The 17,435-nt window shown below is 47.9% G+C and carries 17 protein-coding genes and 1 other annotated feature; of the genes, 7 read left to right on the top strand and 10 right to left on the bottom strand.

Translation table 11 applies throughout. The annotated features are described in order from the left end of the window. Window positions 1-12: 12 nt before the first annotated feature. Entirely contained in the window at window positions 13-765 is a 753-nt protein-coding gene (locus A7975_RS22065; protein ID WP_053372786.1) for an amino acid ABC transporter ATP-binding protein, read from the top strand. Window positions 766-828: 63 nt separating this feature from the next. Here A7975_RS22065 and A7975_RS22060 read toward each other — a convergent pair whose 3' ends face one another. Next, on the bottom strand, window positions 829-2,871 hold the full coding sequence (locus A7975_RS22060; RefSeq protein WP_065386550.1) for a methyl-accepting chemotaxis protein: 2,043 nt from the start codon (window positions 2,869-2,871) through the stop codon (window positions 829-831). Between the two features lie 245 nt (window positions 2,872-3,116). Between A7975_RS22060 and A7975_RS22055 the strand changes: the two genes are divergently transcribed. Beyond that, window positions 3,117-3,665, top strand: a complete 549-nt coding sequence (locus A7975_RS22055; protein ID WP_065386549.1) for a hypothetical protein — start codon at window positions 3,117-3,119, stop codon at window positions 3,663-3,665. A gap of 196 nt (window positions 3,666-3,861) precedes the next feature. On the opposite strand, the gene A7975_RS22050 is transcribed toward A7975_RS22055, so the two are convergent. The 7 genes from A7975_RS22050 to A7975_RS22020 all read right to left on the bottom strand — a co-directional run bounded on the left by A7975_RS22050 (window position 3,862) and on the right by A7975_RS22020 (window position 10,694). After that, window positions 3,862-4,743 (bottom strand): DMT family transporter, encoded by an 882-nt coding sequence (locus tag A7975_RS22050; protein ID WP_053372782.1) that lies wholly within the window; start codon window positions 4,741-4,743, stop codon window positions 3,862-3,864. Window positions 4,744-4,859: 116 nt separating this feature from the next. Then, window positions 4,860-5,636: a 3'-5' exonuclease gene (locus A7975_RS22045; RefSeq protein ID WP_053372781.1), complete on the bottom strand. Its 777-nt coding sequence runs from the start codon at window positions 5,634-5,636 to the stop codon at window positions 4,860-4,862. A 94-nt stretch (window positions 5,637-5,730) separates the two neighbouring features. Then, on the bottom strand, window positions 5,731-6,222 hold the full coding sequence (locus tag A7975_RS22040) for a DUF1648 domain-containing protein (RefSeq protein ID WP_053372780.1): 492 nt from the start codon (window positions 6,220-6,222) through the stop codon (window positions 5,731-5,733). Between the two features lie 150 nt (window positions 6,223-6,372). After that, window positions 6,373-7,263, bottom strand: a complete 891-nt coding sequence (pstA, locus tag A7975_RS22035; protein ID WP_053377476.1) for a phosphate ABC transporter permease PstA — start codon at window positions 7,261-7,263, stop codon at window positions 6,373-6,375. A 14-nt stretch (window positions 7,264-7,277) separates the two neighbouring features. Beyond that, window positions 7,278-8,240 (bottom strand): phosphate ABC transporter permease subunit PstC, encoded by a 963-nt coding sequence (gene pstC / locus A7975_RS22030; protein WP_053372779.1) that lies wholly within the window; start codon window positions 8,238-8,240, stop codon window positions 7,278-7,280. 170 nt (window positions 8,241-8,410) lie between these two features. After that, window positions 8,411-9,274, bottom strand: a complete 864-nt coding sequence (locus tag A7975_RS22025; protein WP_053372778.1) for a phosphate ABC transporter substrate-binding protein — start codon at window positions 9,272-9,274, stop codon at window positions 8,411-8,413. 19 nt (window positions 9,275-9,293) lie between these two features. Next, window positions 9,294-10,694 carry a stalk domain-containing protein gene (locus tag A7975_RS22020; RefSeq protein WP_065386548.1) on the bottom strand — a complete coding sequence of 467 codons (1,401 nt, stop codon included), beginning with the start codon at window positions 10,692-10,694 and terminating at the stop codon, window positions 9,294-9,296. Between the two features lie 349 nt (window positions 10,695-11,043). Here A7975_RS22020 and A7975_RS22015 point away from each other — a divergent pair, with 349 nt between their 5' ends. The 5 genes from A7975_RS22015 (at window position 11,044) to A7975_RS21995 (ending at window position 15,474) form a co-directional block, all read left to right on the top strand. Further along, window positions 11,044-11,877: a sugar phosphate isomerase/epimerase family protein gene (locus A7975_RS22015; RefSeq protein WP_065386547.1), complete on the top strand. Its 834-nt coding sequence runs from the start codon at window positions 11,044-11,046 to the stop codon at window positions 11,875-11,877. Next, window positions 11,870-12,997, top strand: a complete 1,128-nt coding sequence (locus A7975_RS22010; RefSeq protein WP_065386546.1) for a Gfo/Idh/MocA family protein — start codon at window positions 11,870-11,872, stop codon at window positions 12,995-12,997. The genes A7975_RS22015 and A7975_RS22010 overlap by 8 nt, the downstream gene beginning before the upstream one ends. A gap of 51 nt (window positions 12,998-13,048) precedes the next feature. Next, window positions 13,049-14,239 (top strand): MFS transporter, encoded by a 1,191-nt coding sequence (locus A7975_RS22005; RefSeq protein ID WP_065386545.1) that lies wholly within the window; start codon window positions 13,049-13,051, stop codon window positions 14,237-14,239. Window positions 14,240-14,318: 79 nt separating this feature from the next. Continuing rightward, window positions 14,319-14,999 carry an S-layer homology domain-containing protein gene (locus A7975_RS22000; RefSeq protein ID WP_065386544.1) on the top strand — a complete coding sequence of 227 codons (681 nt, stop codon included), beginning with the start codon at window positions 14,319-14,321 and terminating at the stop codon, window positions 14,997-14,999. Window positions 15,000-15,258: 259 nt separating this feature from the next. Continuing rightward, the gene (locus A7975_RS21995; protein WP_065386543.1) at window positions 15,259-15,474 is read left to right on the top strand and encodes a hypothetical protein; all 216 of its coding nucleotides are present in this window, start codon (window positions 15,259-15,261) and stop codon (window positions 15,472-15,474) included. A gap of 179 nt (window positions 15,475-15,653) precedes the next feature. Here A7975_RS21995 and A7975_RS21990 read toward each other — a convergent pair whose 3' ends face one another. Then, complete coding sequence (locus tag A7975_RS21990) at window positions 15,654-15,995, bottom strand: hypothetical protein (RefSeq protein ID WP_053372771.1); 342 nt, start codon at window positions 15,993-15,995, stop codon at window positions 15,654-15,656. A 223-nt stretch (window positions 15,996-16,218) separates the two neighbouring features. Then, window positions 16,219-16,908, bottom strand: a complete 690-nt coding sequence (locus tag A7975_RS21985) for a class I SAM-dependent methyltransferase (RefSeq protein ID WP_065386542.1) — start codon at window positions 16,906-16,908, stop codon at window positions 16,219-16,221. Between the two features lie 247 nt (window positions 16,909-17,155). Further along, window positions 17,156-17,393: a binding site (T-box leader), on the top strand. Window positions 17,394-17,435: the final 42 nt, after the last annotated feature.

Below are 17,435 nucleotides of genomic sequence, written 5' to 3'. Positions count from 1 at the left end.
GAGTGAGCGAAGATGATTGAAATACGCGATTTGCATAAATCCTTCGGCTCGTTAGAGGTTCTGAAGGGAATAGATTTAAAGCTGGAGAGGGGCAAGGTGCTCACGATTATCGGCCCATCCGGATCGGGGAAAACGACATTGCTCCGGTGCTTCAACCTTCTGGAAGTGCCAGATCGAGGCGAACTCACAATCGGTGAGCAAACGATGAATTTCCAAGCAGGCAAGAAGCCACGGGAGAAAGAGGTTGTCGCCCTGCGCAAGCAAACGGGGATGGTATTCCAGTCATTCAACCTTTTTCCGCACAAAACAGCGATTGAGAACATAATCGAAGCGCAAGTAACGGTGCAGAAGAAAAGCAAGTCTGATTCTCGGAAGCTCGCGACTGAGCTACTTGATAAGGTAGGTCTCGCAGATAAGGCTGATTTCTACCCGCATCAATTGTCAGGCGGACAACAGCAGCGGATAGCCATTGCAAGAGCCATGGCTGTTGAGCCTGAAGTGCTGCTGTTCGATGAGCCGACATCGGCGTTAGATCCTGAGCTGGTGGGAGAGGTGCTTAAAGTGATCAAGCAGCTTGCAGCGGACGGGATGACGATGATCATCGTTACCCATGAGATGAGGTTCGCCGCAGACGTAGCGGATCGGGTCATCCTAATGGATGGCGGAGTTATCATTGAAGAAGGGCCGCCAGAGAATGTGCTGGAAAATCCTCGAAGCGAACGCGCCATTCAATTTTTGAATCGAATAGCCAGCTATGAAATTTAACAAAAGAACAATCAACTAAGGGGAATGCTGCGCTAATGCGCAGCATCCCTTCTTGTTGATCCGTTATATTTTGAATTTGCCGATCAAGCCGTGTAGTTCCTGGGCCAGCATGCTGAGTGACTCTGCGGACGAAGTTACTTCTTCCATCGACGCTAGCTGCTCTTCGGAAGCGGAAGCTACGCTTTGCGTGTTATCAGCGGCTTCCCTTGCAATGAAGGCGAGCTGTACGACAGCAGCCGATACTTGCTCGCTGCAAGCCGACATTTGCTCGGATGCGGCTGACACCTCCTGTACTTGGCCTGAGACTTGCTCCATTTGTGTCATAATGTCATGGAAGATTTCTCCCGTTAGCTGCACGGCTTTGGTTCCTTCATGCACTTCCTTGTTCCCTTGATGGATCGAGGCGACTGCACGCTGCGTCTCCATCTGGATCGACTTGATTAGCGAAGCGATTTGATCGGTCGCTCTGAGCGTTTGTTCTGCCAGCTTCCTTACTTCTCCAGCTACGACAGCAAATCCACGTCCATGCTCGCCAGCTCTAGCTGCCTCAATAGCCGCATTGAGCGCCAATAAATTGGTCTGTGTACTGATACTGCTAATCACATCGATAATTTTACCGATTTCTTGCGACTGCTCGTCCAGCGTGTCCATGATATGGGCGGATTGATCTACGGAATCGCGAATGGACAGCATTTGCTGAACCGTCCTTTGAATGAGTCCGTTTCCTTCAAAGGTTTTGCTGGACACGATATTGGAGGATTCGGAAACCGCGGTTGCCGACTCTGCAATTCTCTGAATGCCGACGGCCATTTCCTCCATGGCCCTTGCCGTATCATCGGAGCTTTGCACTTGTGTCTCGGAGCCTCCGGCTACGACTTGCATCGATTCGGTAATCATCTCTGTCGCTTTGCTTGTCTGATCTGCGCTCGCCATGAGCTGCTCGGAGGTTGAGGCAACGTGCAGAGAGTGACCCGACACTTCGCTCAACATCGATTTGATTTGCAAAATCATCCGATTAAACTGGTGTGCCATTTGCCCGAATTCGTCTTTGCTGCGGATAGATAACGATTGCGTGAAATCCCCTTCGGCTAGTGTAGAAGACAAACGGTTCACTTTCTTGAGATTATTTGCGATAAACCGGCTGTACAGCCATATCGTTGCGATAATAATTGCAATCCCGATAAGACTGACGATCAAAAGCACCCTCAGCATCTTAGATAATGGTTCCTTTAATTCTTGATCCGGGATGATGAGCAGCAGCGTCCACTCCAATTGCGGGATTTTCTCGTAGTACACATGATTAAGCCCATTGTCATCGGAATAAGTCGCTTGCCCAGTTACGCTGCTAAGCAGAGCCTCTGAAAGGGAAGCGAATGAGGGGTTGGGGTCCTGGCTGACATTCATCTTCATAATCTTTTCCGGATCAGGTCCGGCTATGTACTGATTTTGCCGATCTAATAAGATGGCCCACCCGGTGTTTCCGACCTTAGTATTTTTTACAAGGTCTTGAATGGTGACCAGATCGATGTCTGCTGTAACCACGGCTAACAGTTGTCTGCTCGTATCGTATGCGGGAACGGCTACCGTGGACATCGTTACACTGGTGGCAGCGTCATAATACGGGTTCGTATAGGCGAGGCTTTTGTCTGTGTTAACGCCGGTTTTGTACCATTCTTGATTCAGGTAATCGTACTTTGGATCGCTGTATTCCTGAGTGAACGCGAGCTTGCCTTGATCCTTATATCCGTATGTAGAGGCATATTTGGTCCCTTGGATGAAACGGTTCGGTTCAAAATAAATGCCCATGCCGAAGGTGTCGTCATTGGATTGAAGCACGTTTCCGATCATCTGATCGTACTGCTTAAGCGAGAAGCTCGAGGCGTATCGCTCAATCGCTCTGGCGAAAATTTCTGCCGTCTTGCTATGGGCAATAAAACGGTTGTCAATTCGGTCGATCGTGCCCTTTATTTGCTCGGTCATCGTTCTTTCCGTTTCGTTCAGAAACAGGGTGTTCGAATAAAAATAGGATAGAACAGACACAGCAATGAGAGTTAACAGAACCAGCGGCAAAATCGTTAATAAGGTCTTCGTTCGAATGCTCTTCATGAAACCCTCCGTTGTTAGTGAAATTTCTGCATAAAAAATGGTCATTGTTACTTTTTCTATTATATAATTAGACAAAATAAGACACTATCCTTCAAAAAATAGTTCTCTAGTTCTAATTTAATGCTTAGAAAATTTTGCGATAACGCTGGCTTAACAAAACTTACTCCGAGAGCAGGAAAACATGGCAAACAAGGGTATCCAAGACGGCACATGAACAAAATGCGAAGGATTTGTCTCAGGAGATATTGCTGGCACTGTACCGATCGCTTCTAACGGGCAAGCAGGTGGACAACATGGACGCAGGGGTTCACACGATTTGCTGCTTCACACGGAGCAACGGACTTGCTTTTCAAGGCTCGCATTTGAATGACAATTTTCTTCTATGGTCGCTGCTGCCTTATGCGGTATGGAAGAAGTATTTTCAAGTGAAAGATCAAGCCTATTATGATCAAAATCAGCCGGATGAAAGAAAAGATGGCGGGAAATACATCGTAAACGCTTCTATTGTATATAGCGAAGAGGAATATAAAACGAATTTGCCTGATTACGAAATCGTACGAAAATTTAAAGCAAAAGCGAATCAAATTTACGAGGATATGATCGTCATATGGAGAAGGGACTCGCCATCGTTCATCTCGGATAAGGAGATCGTGTATAAAGCGATGGTGGATGGCTCGACGCTCATTTTTGCAGTTATGGAGGATTTGGAGCGTAAGGGCAGACTACCAGCGCCTGCGGTTGCGGAAAAGTGCCGCCTTGGCACGATAGTTTGGCGGCTTCCCGATAAGGCTTAGCAGATAGAAAAAACGGAATGAAAAATAGAGCTAGAAACTAGCACTATTTCACTCAAACAAGCCGAAATTGCAGAAATAAGACTAGAAATTAGCCTTATTTCTGCACACGTCACCTGCCAAAAGAGCGAGCTTCCTTCCAACCTGCCAGATCAAAAATCTTTCCGAGAACATATACTGCTTAGGGACAATCCCGCTTTCACTCTTCTTTGCCATGGCGAATGAAAAGCCATACGCCGAACAAAATTAGCGCGCCAGCCGCGAGCTGATAGCCCGTTAATGCTTCCTTCAAAAGCGCCCAAGCGAGCAGGGAAGCGATGACAGGCTCGCCAAGCACGGACATCGATACGGCGGCGGCACTCATATGCTTGAGCAGCCAGTTGAACAAATAATGGCCAAACAACGTCGGAACGATCGCGAGCAGCAGAAAGATGCCCCATTCCTTCGGGCTGTAGCCCGTAAAGGAGTTGCCGCGAACGATGTTGTAGAAGGCGAGTGCCGTGGCGGCAAGCGCGAACACCCAGAAGTTATAAGCAAATGCGCTCATATCCTTGCGCAGCTGCTTGCCGATCAGCATGTGCACGGCTACAGCAGCCGCGCCCAGCAAAGATAGCACATCGCCGAGCAGCGCTTCTCTCGAGAGGGAGAGGTCGCCTGATCCGATGACAACGGAGCCGATGAGCGCAATGCCCATCCCCCAAAGCATCATGCGATTTGCCTTTGTGCGGAACAGCCAATAAGAGCCAAGCATGACCATGACCGGCTCCAGCGTCAAAATAACAGTAGAGCTGGCGACAGTCGTTAGCCGCAGTGACGCCATCCAAAGCAAAAAATGCAGTGCCAGCATGATGCCGGAGGCCGTTAACAGCCGCCACTGCCTTGCGGTGAGATGGAACAATTCCGCCCGATATTTCCAGACGAGCGGGAGCATAATAAGGTTGGTTAAATACAACCTGTACATCGCGATCACGGCGACGTCGGCGTCAGACCAACGAACGAATATCGAAGAAAAAGAGATCGCGATAATGCCGATAATGTAAAGCAATTCATGGGTAGCAAAAGATTTGGTGCTGCGGTTCATAGCTGTTGATTCTCCCATACTTAAAAACCCCTAGCGTCCCATTGCAGCAGCGGCAGCTGTTGTTAATAGGCAGGGGTTTATTTCATATTATTAATCGCATGAAAACATCGGATAAACTATCCGGCTTGTCCGGCTGAAGGCTTCGCTGCTTTCTCCAGCTCTGCGTCGAAGTATTGCTGCAGCTCTGCTACCTTCCGCACGTCCTCAAAGGAGGCTTTGCCGGCGAGGTAACGCTCAGCGAAAACCTCCCATTGCGGCACGATTTTTTGCGCGTTCATCGATCGAATCGCATTTTTGACCATTCTGCGTTCCTTCGCATTCGTGTACATATCCTTGAACTGCTGCTTGAGGTCAAAATCCAGCTCGCCAAAAATTTTGCGGAACACTTCGGCTGTCATGCGTGCATCATCCAGTGCCCGGTGCGCGGAGCCTTCTGCCGTTATTTCGAGATCGATGAGAGCCGCCTCGACGCTGACATCGTTCGTAACGTTCTTATAACGAATATAGCCCTTTAATAGGTCAAAATAATCGGCAGCCATCCAGAAGCTGTCATCGAGCTTATGCATCCGCGTATCGAATACAATTCGCTTTAAATCCTCGCCGCCCCATGTGAAGAGCAGGAAGCTGTCGCTTTTTTTGAGCCAAGCGGTAAAATCGCCAATCACTTTCGGGAAGCGGCTCGCGGTATCGATATCTTCCTGCGGGATGCCCGTTTTCTTCTTAATGAAGCTGTTTAGCTTGGAGAAATAAATCGGTTTGATCAAAGCGGAAAATTCATCGGTTTGCTCAAGCGAGCTATTCAAACGAACCGCGCCGATCTCAATAACCTCCATGGGCAATTCGCTTGCAAACTTGCGTCCATTAAATTCAATGTCGAGTATAATATAGTCCAAAATCTTAACCTCCGATAGATAGCCTGTGTTCTCCATTCTATCAGAAAACGTTATCCAGATGGAAACTACAATATGGTAGAACGACTTTACCCGTTTATTTTCTTAATTTCATGACATAAAAGACTACGGTTGCTAGCAAGATGACGAGTGCGATCGGGATGCGCCATATGCCAATGCCAGAGGTAATCCCCAAAGCGTCTTGAATAACGGCCCACTGCACGTAAGCGAATATCGCCACGAGGTCAAGCTTGATCCAGCTTAGCAGATAGATCGAGTTCTTGTACTGATAAGGAGCATTTTGATCCGTTATCGGAACCATGTAGTTGAATTGATGAGGCACCTTTCGCAATAGCGTTAGGCCTATAAAGATAAGAAGGGCAAAGATAGGCAGGATGAACAAGAAGGCTTTGCTTCCCCAGCCATCAGCTTCGCCGCTGCCATTGAAGTGAATCGCAATCGTTTGCGGAAGCTCGGACCATTTTACGATTAAATAGACGAAGGAGAAGAGCAAAATAATAATGGACAGCCCGTCATGCCATCTTTCAAGATTCGTTTTTGGAATGACGAGCTTTGGTAATTTGGACAATATGCAGCACCGCCGTTCATTTCGTAATGAGATTACCCTTTAATTATACCTTGAATTTGTATCTTTTGGTAACAACTATAGGATAAAGTTTCCATGAAAAAAGCCTTCAGCATCAGCCAAATGGGCGGATACGGAAGGTTTTTTTCTCACCTATGAACGTTTCGTACGGCGGGAATTAAGCCATAGCGGAATGCGGAAAACTAAATTGATGAGCAGGACGACAAACACGAGCACGGCTGCTGCTTTCTGGGCAATTTCCTGCGCATCGCCTACGATGGCTTCGGATTGCACATACCAGAGATGAACGGCTAGCGTAGCGCCTGGCGAGAAGAGGCTGAAATCCCACATTTCGCCGGATGTCGTAACGCCAGCGGTGAGGATGATAACGGCACTCTCGCCAAAAGCGCGGCCAGCAACAAGGCAAATGCCCGTTATGATGCCGTTAAGCGCAGCCGGGATAAGCGCGCGCGTTATCGTTTGCAGATGGGTGCCGCCTAGCGCGAACGAAGCGCTCTTCAGCTCCTTCGGCACCGAACGGATCGATTCCTCGGTTACGCGGGTTAGAACGGGCAGGTTAAGAAAGGCAAGGCTGACTGCGCCGCCGAGAATGGTTAAGCCAATCTCGAAGTATTCAACGAATAACGCGATTCCGAACAAGCCGAAGATGATGGAAGGAACCGAAGCGAGCCCCTCTACGCAAATTCGCACGAAACCGATCAGCTTGTTGTCAGGAGCGAATTCCGCCAAATAGATTCCTGCAGCCATCCCGAGCGGGATCGAAATAAGCAAAGAGATAAACAGGATGTAGAAGGAGTTCAGCAGGGTCGGGCCTATGCCGCCGCCCTCATCGATTTCGCTTGGCAAGCCAAACAAAAAGTCCCAAGTGAGCTTCGGGAGACCATCTTGCAGAATGAGATACAGGAGCCCGAAAATAAACGCGATAATAAGGACGCCAAGCGACCAAACGATGCCGGTGAATAAGCGGTCTTTTAGCCGATTAAGTCCTTTTTTGCCGCTAAAGGGATTCGTTAAAGGGTTCATGTCTATAGCTTGCTTCATGCTTGAGACCCCTTTCTTTGAAGCCAGCGAATGGCAACGATCATAAGCAATGAGATAACGAGGAGCAGGAAGCCCATCAAGTAAAGAGCGTAGTTCCACGTCGAGTCAAAAGGTACATTCGATATTTGCATAACGATGTTGCTCGTAAGGACGGAGGTTGGCTTAAGCAGGCTGTCAGCCAGCTGCGGCGTATTTCCGATAACCATGACGACGGCCATCGTCTCGCCGACCGCGCGGGCCATGCCGAGAATAACGGCGTACATGATGCCGCTTTTGGCTGATGGAATGAGCACTCTCCATACCGTTTGAAACCGAGTAGCGCCAAGCGCATAGGAAGCGTCGCTGAACTTGGCAGGGACCGCGCTGATCGCATCGTCGCTAATGCGGCTTACGGTAGGCAAAACCATGATCGTAAGCACAAGCGCTGCTGCAAGCAGGCCATCGCCCATGCCGCTTCCGGTAACATTTCGAATTAATGGGATCAGCACCGTTAAGCCGAGGTAGCCGTAAACGACCGAAGGGATGCCAACGAGCAAGTCCAGTACCGGGCGCAGCATGTTTTTTAGCCAAGCCGGAACGAATACGGACAGAAATACAGCAATGATTAGAGAAATCGGCACGCAAATGAGCAGCGTTAATGCGGTCAGTGCAAAGGTGCCGAAGATGAAGATGAGCGCACCGTATTGTTCATTCTCGGGATTCCACTCCGCAGAGAAAAAGAAGTCCGCGAATGAAATTTGTCCAAACGTCAGTACGCCGGTCCGGAACATAAGCAGCAAGATGAGAAAGAGGATGAGGCAAACAAAGCTTGCGGCTGCTATGCACAAATAACGGAAGAGACGGTTCGTGAAGAAAAGGCGTGACCTGCGGTCAAAAGGCTTACTGCTGCCAGCTAAAATCGCCTTGCCGAGCTCTGCGTTGATACGCGGCTGCGGGCCGGCATGAGTAGATTCCAACATATGAATAGGCTCCTTCAAGCGAAATCGACTGTAGCCGGCCGGTTGGCAGCTTAGCTCGTTTCGCGGTGAAATATGAACGGGGCAAATAATTAAAATCTTATGTTTTGGAAGGAAAGAACGGCCGGCTTAGGCGCTCATTTGCGCAAGCCGGCCGCTCTTTTGATTCCAATCTATTTAATTGCCGAGATCGGAATGAATTTAAGCTTTTTCAGCGATCCGTTTTGGAACTTCGTGCCTTGTACGTATTTAATGAATTCTTTAGTCGCGCCAGTAGGCTCGCCTTTAGTCATGTAGTAGCCGTAGCCCCAAACTTTGTATTTGCCGTTAATAACGTTAGCTTCAGTTGGTGCAATATCGTTGATTTTTACAGCTGTCATTTTGTCTGTTACGTAAGCAAGGTCCATGTATCCAATCGCATTAGGAGTCGTTTCGATTGTGGATTTCATGTCGCCGCTTGTTTTTACTTCTTTGTAGTTGTCGCCTTTAGTCATGAAATCAGTGCCGTCAAGCGCTTTGTCTTGGAAGTTAACGCGAGTTCCAGATCCGAAAGTACGGTTTACGACGATGATTTGAGCGTCTGCGCCGCCAACTTCTTTCCAGTTTTTGATTTTTCCGGAGAAGATGCCTTGCAGCTCTTTCGTTGTTAGGTTTGTTGCTGTAACGTTTTTGTTTACTACTGCGGCGAAAGGAATAACTGCAACTTTATGAGCGACTTGGCCATCGAATTTTTTGAAGCCAGGTACATCCTTCGAAGCGTCCCAGTCTACAGCGCCGATGTTAGCGATGCCTTTGCGTACAGCTTGCGGTCCAGTGATCGAACCGGCAGCGGATGCGGAAATTTTTACTTTAGGGTTAAGCTTTTTGAATTCATTAGCCGCTTGAAGCGTCAATGGAAGAAGTGCGGAAGAGCCGTTAATTACGATTTTGCCGCTTAGCTTGCTTGCTGCTGTAGCAGTAGGAGTGGATGCTGGAACTGAGCTGAAGCCAATTACGGCAATAAGCGCAGCGATTGTTAATTGTTTAAACCATTTCATTAGGAATGACCTCCATTAATTAGTTTGTGATGTTTTTCCATTTGCCTTGCGCGGATACGGCGAGCTGACCATCAATAAGAGCTGCGATATCCGAGTTGCCGGAAACGATCAATTCCGATGCACTGTCTGAAACCGTCTGTACGAGCTTGCTAGTGCCAGCCGCGCTATCGATCTCGTAGATCGCATTTGTGCTGTTGCCGTCAGCAGTAAGCAGGAACAGCTTGCTTCCGCCTTTAACCAGCTCATACACGTCTTTGTCAGCGAACAATGGCGTGCTTGCTTTGCCTGTATTATCAACAGTAACCAGTTGGCCAACGCTTGCTTCGTCCGCGCTCACGCTTACGTAGCTAACTTTGGATCCGTCTGCAGCCAGCTCAAGGAATACTTTATCTGCCGTATCTTTCGTTAGCTGTACAGGCTTATTGTTTGCAGTTGCAGCGTTGTAGTAGTAGATTTGCGGCTCAGTGCCTGTAGCATCGATCGCTACATCATCAAGATCTACTTCTTTGCTGCTGTCAGCCGTAACTTTCGGTTGTTTGAAGACGTAGAATGCAAATTGCGTGCCGTCATCAGAAACCTTCAGGTTCGCTTTGTAATCTACTTTGTCTTCCAGTACTTTAGATACTTTGCCATCAGCTACAGCAACTTTCGCGATAACTGAGCTTTTGTCGCCTTGCAAGAAGAAGAGGGCCGAGCCGTCTTTTGCCCAAGTCAGCTCATTTTTGATCGAGTTGTCCGTGCTAACTTGCTTCGCTTGTTTTGTGCTCAGGTCGATGATGAACACCGCGCCGTTAGGATCGGAGTAAGCCGCGCTTTTGCCATCTGGCGAAAGAACAAGCTCAGAAGCGCCTTCTGATGCGAGCAGCAGCTCGTATTTTCCAGAAGCTGCATCAACTAAGTAATCTTCACGGCCTTCGCCTGCCGTATTGGAAACGATCAGCTGGGAAGAGTTAACCCAAACCGCATGCTCTGCTCCCGGAAGAAGCTTAACCGTGTTAATTGTGTTGTCTTCGTAGGTGCCGCCAAGCGCTTGAACGAATGCGGTTGGTTCGATGTAAGTGGAGTAAGCGACTTCTTTAGCAGGGTGCTGAAGGGGAGTTGCTACACCATTTACTGTGATCGTTTTGGAAGCAATTTTCAGCTTCAGCGTGGTTTCGCCTAGCTTTACAACCACCGTATGGTCGCTGTTAATGTGAAGCGTAGCGCCAACTGCATTGACGATGTCACGAACAGAAGCTAGCGTAACGCCACCGTCTACAACCGTACGAATGGAAACCGGATTTGCATTAACGAGAAAGTTCGATTGGCTAACTTGTGCTGCTTGGCTGCTTGCTGCCGTTTGTGCGAAGATCGGAGTAACTGCTGTTGCGCTAATTGCCACGGCGATCATCGAAACTACCATTGCTTTTTTCATTTGCATGGAATAGGGTCACCTTTCTCAAATGGGGTTTTTTATTGTAAACCGAATCTCCGACAGCCTTGGTCGGTATGTATATTTGGCTAGATCCCTCCCAGGCGGCGATAATTCGTTACATTACTTATGTTTGGTTTCTAGTTCTACCTGATCATAACAGCGATTTATCATCCCATTATTTAGAAATTGTATTGAATTTGTAAAGAAGAGGGGGAATAGAGAACTAGTTTCAGTAATTCTTCCATTAAAGTAGAAATTTCCCCCTCAATAAGAAGAAAGTGCACCGAAGCCTTTTTTACACGAGGTTTATAATGGGGATGACTGCAAATCTATTCGCCAATTGGAGGATTAATCGATGAACATATCAATCGGAGGCTATTCATTCAATAACACGTATTTGGAAGGAAAGATGGATGTATTCGGTTATTTGGAAACCGTCAAATACCGCTATCGCATGGATGTCGTTGATTTGTGGAATGGATTTTTTATAGATAGTGGCAGCAAGCCTATAATGAAGCTGGCCGATGAAAGCTATATCCGGAAAATACGCGAGGCGCTGGACGAGAAGGAAATGCGAGTGGTTAATTTGGCAATCGACGGCGCTCATTTGTGGGACCCGGACGAGGAGATGCGCCAGCATTTGTACGATAATGCGCTGCTGCATTTGCGGGCGTCTGTGCTTTTAGGCGCAGAGACGGTTCGTATTGATACGGGCGGCAGTTATCAGGATTGGGAGAAAATGGGCGAGGCTCAGTTCGAATATACAGTTAAGCGCTACCAGCAATTTGCTGCTTATGCAGCAGACCATGGTTTTTTAATCGGACCAGAGAATCATATGGGTGCATCGCTTGACCCGAATGAAATGAAGCGTCTCGCGGAGGCGGTCGATCATCCTTCCTTCGGATTTCTAGTTCATCTAGGTCGTTGGAAGGTGGATCAAGCGGAAGGGGACCGGATCGTTGCGCCATGGGCCTACCATACTCATTTTGACGTGGAGACGGCGAATTCCGACCATGCCATTGAGACGATTCATATGCTTCAGGAATCAGGCTATAAGGGCTATTGGGGAGTAGAATACAACGCGCTAGGCAATCAGTATGTAGAGACGGAGCTGCTTATTTCCAAAGTGAAAAAGCTGCTGGTGGACGCAGATCAACAATCAGGCAGAGGAGCTCAGCACGATGAATAATATTCGAATTGGCATTATCGGAGTAGGACAGATCGGCAAGATGCATATCGAAAAGTACAAAAGCATACCCGGTGCTGAGCTTGTGGCTGTGTGTGACGTGAATGAACTGGAAGCTAGGCGCGTTGCTGAACTGAACGGCATTCCGCATGTATATTCTGATTTTAGGGAGCTGCTGAAGCACGAGGATTTGGATGCGGTGGATGTGTGCCTGCACAACAATTTTCATGCTCCGGTAACGATTGCTGCGCTCCAAGCAGGGCTGCATGTTTATTGCGAGAAGCCAATAGCAGGAAGCTATTTCGATGGCAAAGCGATGGTCGAAGCCGCAAAAGCTTACGGAAAGCAATTGCATGTACAACTATTTACGTTATATGGTAAAGATACAAAAGCGGCAAAAACGTTAATTGACGGGGGCATGCTCGGCAAGCTCTACCATGCGCGCTCGACGGGCTTCCGCAGAAGAAACCGTCCGTTCGTCGACGGCTACGGCACGCCTTATTTTACGCGGAAGGAAACAGCGGCAGGAGGCGCTTTGCTCGATATGGGCGTCTATCATATTGCGCAGCTTCTCTATTTATTAGGAAATCCGCAGGTGGAGAGAGTCTCAGGCAAGCTGTACCAAGAGACGGATATGCTGGAGGAGAGAAGGGAGCAGAGCGGATTCGATGTCGAGGAGCTCGCTGCGGGCTTTGTTCGGTTTGCAGGCGGCTTGACGCTTGATATCGTAGAAGCGTGGGCCGTACATATGGGCGGCTTTGAGGGCAGCAGCATCGCCGGCTCCAAGGGCGGCGTACGCTTGCCGAATGAGCAGACGGGAGCGGCTGCACAGCCGTTCAGCTTCCACAGCACCGTTTGCGATATGGATATGGACAGCACGCTGGATTTGGATATGATGGATTTGCGCAGGCATCGGCTGTACGAGAATGAGGAGGCTTACAATTCCTCGCAGCACCACTGGGTAGCGGCTCTGCAAGGCAGAGTTCCGCTCCTGCCAACAGCGGAAATCGCGCTGAATACTATGCTAATTAGCGAAGGCATCTACATGTCGGAGGAGCTTGGACGGGAAGTCAGCGCGGAGGAAGTGATAAAGCGCTCGCGAACGTCCGCCGTTGAACTATAATCATGGGAAGCGGGCGGCTAACGGTCTGACAGCGGGATGAAGGGCAACATTATGAACCAGAAACGATCGTTTCATTTCATTAAAGCGTTTAATTTCTTCGTCTACGGCGCGATTGCCGTCTACAGCACTTTTTTTGCGATTTATTTGCAATCCATTGGCATGTCAACCATGGAGATCGGTACATTAATGGCCGGCGGGCCTGTCGTCTCCATCATCGCGAATCCGTTATGGGGCTATTTGAGCGATCGGCTTCGCAACGTCAAACGGTCCTTGATCATTATGCTCATAGGCAGCATGCTTATCATGCAGCTCGTATTTTTGTTCGAATCCTATACCATCATTTATACGAGTATGCTGTTCTTTTTCTTTTTTCAAATGCCTTTATTCTCGCAAACCAACAGCTTGATACTAAATAGCATTGAGGGAACAGGGCAAAATTTCGGCGCATTTCGTTTGTTTGGCTCGCTCGGCTGGGCACTAATGGCTGTGGCGGCAGGACCCATTATCGGTCAGATCGGCATCGAACGGCTGTGGATTATTTATACGGTAATGATGCTTATCTCGCTCGCCTTTGCCTTCACGCTGCCGAAAGGCGAGGTGAAGGGGGCTGCGCCTGCAGGCAAGGTTAACTATCGCTCCATGTTCGTAAACCGAACCTTTTTGTTGTTCCTAATCATTGGTCTTGTTATCTCGATTCCTAACTCTATGAATTCAACTTTCATTTCGCTCTATATTAAAGAAATGGGAGGGGACGCTTCTTTGATTGGCTGGTCTGCCTTTTGGTCGTCAATCTTTGAGATCCCGATATTTCTGCTGCTGGATCGCTATTTGAAAAAAAACGCAAGGACGATGGTGCTATGTCTAATCGTCATCAGCGTGCTGTTCACGCTGCGCTGGTTTCTCATGTCGCATACGAGCAGCGCGGAACAAATTATTTACATTCAAGTGCTTCACTGTATCACCTTCGGCGGCTATTACTATATCGGCACGCAGCTGACCGTGCTGCTCGTTCCGGCTGAATTCAGAGCTTCGGGCCAGGCGGTCTATGCGCTGACATGGGGTGGCTTATCCGGCATCGCGGCTGGCATTATCGGAGGTTTTGTATTCGAGCAATCCGGTCCGCAGGCGATGTACCAGTTATGCAGCATTTTGGCGGCGGTCGGAATCGTTGGTTTCGCACTGCTGTTCTCTAAGCTGCACAGATCGCTCAAGACGGGCAAGGAAATAAGCACGAGCGCATGACGCTTGCAACCTTTTCTAGCGTAGGGTCTCTCAAGTAAGAGAACGGACAACGCCAACTAATCAGAAGAGGTGAACGACCATGAAAAAACGTTGGAGCACTGCCATTGCAGCGGTCGCGGTCATGCTTTCTGCATCTATTGCAACACAAGCCTTCGCGGAAGGCCCTTTTGGCGATATCGCGAGCGTAAGCAACAAAGCGAAGATTGAAGCTCTGCAGCAGCAAGGCATCATTAAAGGGGTGAGCGATACGGCATTTCATCCAGAAGATAACCTGACTGCCGCGCAAGGCATTTCCCTAATCGTGAGAGCGACGCAAATCAGCCTCGCCGCTATTGATTTCAACAAAGCGCCTACTGCAGACGGGTTCTATACAAAAATAAATAATGACGTTTGGTACGCCGAGGATTTTGTCATTGCCCACTATAATGGTCTGGATATCCCGGCGGATATTGATCCGCAGTCACCGCTTACGAAGGAGCAGTTCACGCATTACCTCGTGCAAGCGCTCGAGCTTACAGGCCAGTATCCGACGGTCAAAATGTTCATTCCGATTCAAGACGAGCAGGATATTACGGTAGCGTACCAAGGTACGATCCAGCGTGCGCTTCTGTACAAAATCGCCTCTTTGGATGAAGCAGGCAAGTTTGATCCGGCACACAAGCTGACACGCGCCGAAGCTGCAGCTTCCTTGTACGATGCGGTTAGCTTTATTGAAGCGCATAAGGATGATGCCGCTCCAGAGACGGGCGCAAACGGTTAATATTTCGGGCAAATGAAAAACAGCCAATCAGGAGCTTTGCTAAAGCGCTTGATTAGCTGTTTTTTTACTAAGATTTATATGCATTTATTGTCCGAGCATCGCGATAATTCCAAGCGGAGTAATAAGAATTAAATGTGTAATCTTTATTTATAACATATCTGCAATTAAAAAATCAAGAAATAAATGCAAAAAAACCTTGAATTTTATTCCAGGCTGTAGTATCTTCAGTATAGTAAAAGATTAAGGGAGGTGAACGGGGATGGAAAAGATGGCAATGCAAATGATGATGAACATGTGCATGGATGAAATGATGTGCAAGATGAAATCGATGAAGATGATGATGGACATGATGATGGAAATGAACATGATGGACAGCATCGATATGAACATGATGATGATGAAAATGCAAGAGTGCGACGAAATGTCTACAATGATGATGAAAATGATGCGCGACATGGAGCAGGTATCGATGTAAGCATATGATCTATGAATCTGGCCATTCATAGACCGCAACGATGTGGTTCCATCGGCAGAGCAGTTCGCTGCATGCCATTGTTTATAGCTTGATCCTACATAGCTAAGCAGAGCAGATCACTGCATGCCGGCTTTTTTTTTATTTGGAGACCTTCTGTTATTTATCCTCGAAATTTTACTCTAAATCGTGTAGTGGGCTTTCAGCTTGCTTGCGATCATGACACGTTGAAGCTTAAACTCCCAAACCTTATCCCGCAGCTGTTTTTGCTGCTGCTCCGAATGCTGCGAATGACGAAGCTGTTCATATATTTCAAGCATTTTGCGATTAATGTTATCGAACCGAAGCCATAGATCCACACGAATGCCATGCTCGATTTCAAGACGAATATGGTTGTCTTTCGCTTGTAGATTTTGGAGAATTTGCTGCTGCCATTCGGCATCTCCGATTTTCACGGCAAAGTTGTATAGATCCAAATAATCATCAACCCATTTTGCTGCTATTTGTTTCTCGGAATACGTCATGCAGGTCAGCTCCAATCTCCGTAACTTCGTATACCTAGTATTATACTCGGAATTAAAGGAAATGCAAGTGGTTTGTTTAAATTGGAATAAGATTAGTCGGATATAAGGAAAACAGAGTCGCAATAAGGCATTTAAGCGTGGCGGCTGAGTTTGCGCGGACAGCGGAATTAATTCCAACCTATAAGATTGGGATTAATTCCGCTGCTTAAAATCGGATTGAAAATTAGGAGAAGCACGGGCCTTTAAGAGCAGCAAAAACAGCAAACCCATGATGCTTGTATACGCAATCGGAGTGGGCAAATCCAGCCTCGCGAAGCCAGTCAAGCTGATCTTGGACGGTTGCGTTGATGTCGACTTTCCGGCGCGCGATTGAAGCTTCAATCGCGTCATTGGCTAGGCCGCTTTGCTTGATGGCTGTCTGCCACTGCGTCATGTAATAGTTATCCCAATACGGTGTCGTACCGGCCGCTTGATCGGCGTTAACGAAGCAACCTCCGTCAACTAACAGCCCATGGATGCTGCGCAGCAGCGCTCGTTTGGCTGGATGCGTCAGATGGTGAATGGACAGCGAGGAGATGATCGCATCGTATTTTCCGGTATAAGGGTAGGTTGTATAATCGGCTGCAATATAGCTGACGGAAGGATCATCGCCGAAGCGCAAGCGCGCACCCTTCAGCATTTCCTCGCTTAGATCGATTAAAGTAAGAGAAGCCTTTGGGTACTTGCTGCGTATGAACGAGGCGAATAACCCCGTTCCTGCTCCTAGATCCAAAATGCGCGGAGCCTCGTTGTCGCAGTTTACCATGTCGGTCGCAATGCCGTAAAAATCATCAAAGCAGGGAATAAGCTGGCGGCGCTGACGATCATATTGGGGGGCAACCGCATCAAAATGTTGTTTGACGATATCACTCATAGAATAGCCTCCTCTTTGTGGATGGTTTGATTTTCTCTGCTGCTTTTCCGTGTTAGGTTAGTTGTATCTTACAGCTGTGCTATTCATAAGTGAAATATATAAAAAGAATAAACTTTATAGTTTAAGGCTATTAAATGAACTCGGACTAGCAGCTAAAAACTGGGTATTGCGCTTCCTGTTTTTTGGTGTTATCATTGGTAAAAAATTTGCGATTATCGATGATTTCATACAACAAGCTAAATAGCTTTTACATTCAATGACGAGAAAGAGTACGTTAAGAGCCTGATCGAACAGAGAGTTGGGGCAGCTGAAAACCAACGTTCGGGCGCTAGCGGAAAGCCATCTCCGAGAAGCAGGCTGAACGAGAGTAAGCTCTGCCGCATTTCCAGCGTTAACGGGAACATGTATTGATTGATACATGAGCGGAGTGTCGCGCTTTGTGCGCGAAACTAGGGTGGTAACACGGGTGGAGACTCGTCCCTTTATAGGGACGGGTCTCTTTTTTGTTTTCTTAACAACCTTTAGGA

The sequence above is a fragment of the Bacillus sp. FJAT-26390 genome (assembly GCF_001682865.1).
Lineage (GTDB): Bacteria > Bacillota > Bacilli > Paenibacillales > Paenibacillaceae > Pristimantibacillus.
This window is presented reverse-complemented; position numbering and strand designations above follow the sequence as displayed.

What these genes read in the sequence shown, in the direction of transcription:
- A7975_RS22065 (WP_053372786.1), top strand. Translation starts at nt 13, where the DNA reads ATGATTGAAATACGCGATTTGCATAAATCCTTCGGCTCGTTAGAGGTT.
- A7975_RS22060 (WP_065386550.1), bottom strand. Translation starts at nt 2,871, where the DNA reads ATGAAGAGCATTCGAACGAAGACCTTATTAACGATTTTGCCGCTGGTT.
- A7975_RS22050 (WP_053372782.1), bottom strand. Translation starts at nt 4,743, where the DNA reads ATGAACCGCAGCACCAAATCTTTTGCTACCCATGAATTGCTTTACATT.
- pstA (WP_053377476.1), bottom strand. Translation starts at nt 7,263, where the DNA reads ATGAACCCTTTAACGAATCCCTTTAGCGGCAAAAAAGGACTTAATCGG.
- pstC (WP_053372779.1), bottom strand. Translation starts at nt 8,240, where the DNA reads ATGTTGGAATCTACTCATGCCGGCCCGCAGCCGCGTATCAACGCAGAG.
- A7975_RS22025 (WP_053372778.1), bottom strand. Translation starts at nt 9,274, where the DNA reads ATGAAATGGTTTAAACAATTAACAATCGCTGCGCTTATTGCCGTAATT.
- A7975_RS22020 (WP_065386548.1), bottom strand. Translation starts at nt 10,694, where the DNA reads ATGCAAATGAAAAAAGCAATGGTAGTTTCGATGATCGCCGTGGCAATT.
- A7975_RS22015 (WP_065386547.1), top strand. Translation starts at nt 11,044, where the DNA reads ATGAACATATCAATCGGAGGCTATTCATTCAATAACACGTATTTGGAA.
- A7975_RS22010 (WP_065386546.1), top strand. Translation starts at nt 11,870, where the DNA reads ATGAATAATATTCGAATTGGCATTATCGGAGTAGGACAGATCGGCAAG.
- A7975_RS22005 (WP_065386545.1), top strand. Translation starts at nt 13,049, where the DNA reads ATGAACCAGAAACGATCGTTTCATTTCATTAAAGCGTTTAATTTCTTC.
- A7975_RS22000 (WP_065386544.1), top strand. Translation starts at nt 14,319, where the DNA reads ATGAAAAAACGTTGGAGCACTGCCATTGCAGCGGTCGCGGTCATGCTT.
- A7975_RS21995 (WP_065386543.1), top strand. Translation starts at nt 15,259, where the DNA reads ATGGAAAAGATGGCAATGCAAATGATGATGAACATGTGCATGGATGAA.
- A7975_RS21990 (WP_053372771.1), bottom strand. Translation starts at nt 15,995, where the DNA reads ATGACGTATTCCGAGAAACAAATAGCAGCAAAATGGGTTGATGATTAT.
- A7975_RS21985 (WP_065386542.1), bottom strand. Translation starts at nt 16,908, where the DNA reads ATGAGTGATATCGTCAAACAACATTTTGATGCGGTTGCCCCCCAATAT.